This is a genomic window from Methylobacterium sp. EM32 (assembly GCF_040593685.1).
GTDB lineage: Bacteria > Pseudomonadota > Alphaproteobacteria > Rhizobiales > Beijerinckiaceae > Methylobacterium.
Genome location: NZ_JBEXZS010000020.1, coordinates 1 through 1,745 on the forward strand (window position 1 = coordinate 1; position 1,745 = coordinate 1,745).

Sequence of the window (1,745 nt, forward strand, 5' to 3'; positions counted from 1 at the left end):
TGGGATTGCCCCGTTTCTGATACTGCTGACGAATCCATCGGTCTGGTTAGCTCGTTGATGTGGCAGCGCAATCCGATGCTCGCGGAGGCTCGTCATGTCGCTGCAGCCAAGCTCACCCGCCGAGGTTCCCAGCCAGACCGCCGTCGCAGCGCGGGCCGCGTTCCCGCGGGGCAATGCCTACCTGCGGCTAAGGGATGAACTCGGCACCGTGTTCACCGACGCGCAGGTCACGGCGTTGTTCTCCGCCCGCGGCCGTCCGGCCGAAGCGCCCTGGCGGCTGGCTCTCGTCACCGTGCTGCAGTTTGCCGAGAACCTCTCGGATCGCCGCGCGGCCGAGGCGGCGCGTGGCCGCATCAACTGGAAGTACCTGTTGGGCCTTGATCTCACCGACCCGGGCTTCGACGCCTCGGTGCTCGGCGAGTTTCGCTCTCGCCTCGTGGCCGGCCACGCCGAGACGCTCCTGCTCGACACGCTCCTGGCCCTGTGCCGAGAGCGCCGGCTCCTGGTGGCGCGAGGCCGTCAGCGCACCGACAGCACGCATGTCCTGGGCGCCGTGCGCAGCCTCAACCGCCTCGGCTGCGCCACCGAGACCCTGCGTGCCGCGCTCAATGCCCTCGCCGTCGCAGCTCCCGAGTGGCCGCGCGCCCACGCCGAGGAGAGCTGGGGCGAGCGTTACGCCAAACCCACCGACGATCTGTACGTCCCGCAGGGCGAGGCAGCCCGTCGCGCTCATGCCGAACAGATCGGCCGCGACGGACACGCGCTCCTGGCGGCCGTGTTCTCGCCCGACGCACCGGCCTGGCTGCGCGAGATCCCGGCCGTGATCCTGCTCGGCCGGGTTTGGTTGCAGAACTTCCAGATCGTCTCGCTCGATGACGAGACTGGCAAGAAAAACGACGTGGATCATACAAAGCTGCAGACCGCGCGAGGTGTTTGGCGAACCTCATCGGAAGGCATTCAGCCCTCACTGCTGATGATCGCCTCACCCTACGATCCAGAGACCCACTACGCTAAGAAACGCTCGACGACGTGGATCGGCTACAAGGTCCACCTCACCGAGACCTGCGACGCGGATCGCCCCCGCCTGATCACTCACGTGGCGACCACGCTGGCCCCGATCGCCGACCGCGACGCACTCGGGTCGATCCATGCGGACCTGGCAGCCCACGATCTCCTCCCCAACACGCACCTGGTCGATGCTGGCTACGTCGATGCCGACCTGTTGCTCGCCAGTACACGCGATCACGCCGTGACGCTGCTCGGGCCGAGCCCGCAGGATACGCAGTGGCCCCAATCACAACCTGAGTCGCACGGTGATGCGCATCCGCTTCTCCAGTTCGGACTGCAAACCTTGCGCACTGAAGCAGCACTGTACGCGCTCCCCGCGCCGGTTGCTCACGCCGCGTCGGCGCGAGGAACACGCTGCGCTGGAGGCGGCACGCGCGCGAGAGGTCGACGGGGCCTTCGCCGAGCAGTACCGCTGGCGGGCGGGCATCGAAGGGACGCTGTCGCTGGGCGTGCGGGCCCTGCATCTGCGACGGGCCCGCTACCTCGGGCCGGCCAAGGTCCACCTCCAGCATGTGCTGACCGCTGCCGCCCTCAACATCGGCCGAATCGCCGATTGGCTGGCGGGTAAGACCGTCGCGCCGACCCGCCGATCACCCTTCGCTCGCCTCATCAGTCAAGCTGTCTGAGCCGCTGCATTCGCCAGCAGTATCAGAAACGGGGCAATCCCAATCCCAGAT

General features: G+C 67.6%; 1 pseudogene. It reads left to right on the forward strand.

What is annotated here, in order from left to right:
* Positions 1–94: 94 nt before the first annotated feature.
* Positions 95–1,694 (forward strand): annotated as a pseudogene (locus tag ABZT49_RS03450) (transposase).
* Positions 1,695–1,745 lie beyond the last annotated feature (51 nt).